4 protein-coding genes are annotated in these 2,286 nt (G+C 49.0%); 2 read left to right on the top strand and 2 right to left on the bottom strand.

Annotated elements, in window-relative coordinates; genetic code table 11:
• Nucleotides 1-445: hypothetical protein (locus Q0236_RS04010; RefSeq protein ID WP_297915363.1), on the bottom strand; the 445-nt coding region annotated here is incomplete at its 3' end.
• A 327-nt stretch (nucleotides 446-772) separates the two neighbouring features.
• Nucleotides 773-901: a hypothetical protein gene (locus tag Q0236_RS04005; protein ID WP_297915361.1), complete on the bottom strand. Its 129-nt coding sequence runs from the start codon at nucleotides 899-901 to the stop codon at nucleotides 773-775.
• Nucleotides 902-1,027: 126 nt separating this feature from the next.
• On the opposite strand from Q0236_RS04005, the gene Q0236_RS04000 reads away from it, so the two are divergent.
• Together Q0236_RS04000 and Q0236_RS03995 are read left to right on the top strand one after the other, a co-directional pair.
• Nucleotides 1,028-1,714: a hypothetical protein gene (locus tag Q0236_RS04000; protein ID WP_297915359.1), complete on the top strand. Its 687-nt coding sequence runs from the start codon at nucleotides 1,028-1,030 to the stop codon at nucleotides 1,712-1,714.
• Between the two features lie 23 nt (nucleotides 1,715-1,737).
• A complete protein-coding gene (locus Q0236_RS03995; protein WP_297915357.1) occupies nucleotides 1,738-2,007 on the top strand; it encodes a hypothetical protein in 270 nt (89 codons plus the stop codon).
• Nucleotides 2,008-2,286: the final 279 nt, after the last annotated feature.

Below are 2,286 nucleotides of genomic sequence, written 5' to 3'. Positions count from 1 at the left end.
AAAAATCGCGCTCCATTACCACCTCACAAAATTCCGCATCGTAAATGAGCGTATCTCGCTCACTTACTAATATAAATTGCCCCTTTAAATCGTCTGAAATTTCAATGCTAAAATCGCCGAAAGTGACATTTTTATTCTTATCATATATCGCGGAATTTAGCAGCCACGATCTAACGCAAATAGCGTAAATATAAAAAACTGCGCAAGCAGTAGGCAAGATCGCTCCTAGGCTCTTTATCCAGGACTTATCACCATAGTACTTACGTACAAACTCTATCCAATCGTCCTCAAAAATAAAAAGGCAAGCCGAAAACGCAAAAGCGAAAAGCAAATCTATCGCGCAGACGGCGCGGATGAACTTGTTCCCTTTATAAATTCTGCGCGAAATTCTAGTTCTCATTTTAGCGAATTTCCGGTTATCTCGCAGCAAGTAAGAAATCAGCATATCTTTCCTTTAAAATTTTGCTTATTTTAGCCAAAATAAAAAGATCTGTAAAATTACATTGCATACTGCGTTTGCGCCTCTTCGACGATACAGCCAGTAGATGGAAAGACACTACTAATGCAAGCGGTAAAAGGGCGAGCTAAATTAATAAAATTCCTACCGAAGGAGGAATTATGAAAAACACGGCATTCATCACGGGCGCTACAAGCGCTGCGGTCATCCAATACGCTGCCCGCCATTTTGCGACGGCCTGAGCGCGAAAAGTCCGCTTCTGCGAGCAAGTAGCCTGCGAGCGCTGCGGTCGCGATCATCGGCTACCGCCCGTCGTCACGTGCCGTAGGTGCCGTCGTCGGGCGACGCCTCCGCCGCGCGATACCCATCCACCGCTACTAACCGCCCGCACGACAACCCGTCGCCGCCAATCGCTCCGCCGCTTTGTCGCAGTACTGAACCCAAACCGAACCGCTAAATTTTAAATTCTACAAAAGTCTCATCGCGTGTAAATTTTAATTCGGCAAATGCGCAAAATTTAGGTAAAATTCCACGCAAACGCTTTGACGACCAAAATTTAAAAGGGCAAAGATGACGAATTTCGAGTACGCGCGCCGCATTGACGAGGCTGCGGGGCTAGATTTAAGCTTAGATTGTGAAGAGATCGATCTGCAGGATAAGCTTTACGGACTTTTTCAGTGCTTTATGCCTGACGGCGTCGGCGTAGAAGCGGTGTTTGCGCCGCTGCAAAACGGCGAAGCGCTGCAAGCGCGCATAATGCCGATCTACGCAGTCACGGCGCAGCGGACGCAGGAAGCGTTCGATCAGGGCATGGCGCCCGGGTATTTTTGCCCACCGCAGGATCCGAAATTTGGTGGCGAAGCGCTTAAGAGCCTAGCTTTAGCGCACGTTCAAAATTTAAAAATTTTCGCCGAGTTTCTAGGCAAGAACGAGCTTTTAAAAATGCTTAACGAAATAAAATTCGCTCGAGTGCAGGAGAGCTTTGATCTCGCGCATAACAAAGATGGGCTTGCGCACGCCGTCTATGAGGCGATCACGGAGTGGATGATAGACGCGCCCAAGCTCGATATGAAGCTATGGGTGCTCGGCGAGGCGTACTATTCGATCAACTGCGACTACCTGCTAGCTGCATACTTGCAGTATCCAAACTACGCGCAAAGGCCGCAGGAGGACTTTTTGAAGCCCTACTTCAAGCTGTATCTAGCGGGACGGCAGATCGCGTTTGAGCGCGGCGAGGTCGTGGTTTTTGCGCACTAAATTTACGCTGGTAAAGGAAGCAAATGCGCTCAGGCGGCTACGAAAGGCTAAAATTTAAACTAGGTGAGTATCTTTTAAAGGAGATCAAGCGTAAATTTAAAGAAAGATTCGGCGAGGCGTGCTTTAGGGGCAACATAACACGCACAAATACCGCGCGCGAGGGGATTAATATGATTTGCGTTCGAGGAGATCGCACAATAAGCCAGAGAGAGGGTTTGCACGAAAGTACCGCGCAGATCGCTCTAAACCGCCTAGCGGCGGTGCGCCGCAAAGAAGGCGACAACGTGCGGTAATAGGTGCGGCGCGGGCGGCAAAACCTTTCAGTGCCGAAACTGCAAGGGCAATGACGATGCTTCGACGAGTTGCAAGAGCAAAACGATAAGCTCGTGTGCCGTAGCCGCAAGGAAGGTGGCGACGCAGCAAAGCTCTTTTTACTGAGAATATTAAAATTCCAAAAGGGGGAAAAATGAGAAAAATTCTACTACTGACGGTTCTGTCCGTCGCCGCATTTGCGGTGGATGACGCGACCAGGCAGCATAATGCCGAGCTTTTCGGCATCTGGACGCTGGTGC

Source organism: uncultured Campylobacter sp., assembly GCF_938031315.1.
Classification (GTDB): Bacteria; Campylobacterota; Campylobacteria; order Campylobacterales; family Campylobacteraceae; genus Campylobacter_B.
Note: the sequence above shows the minus strand (reverse complement) of the source record. Positions and strands in the feature narration are given on the sequence as shown.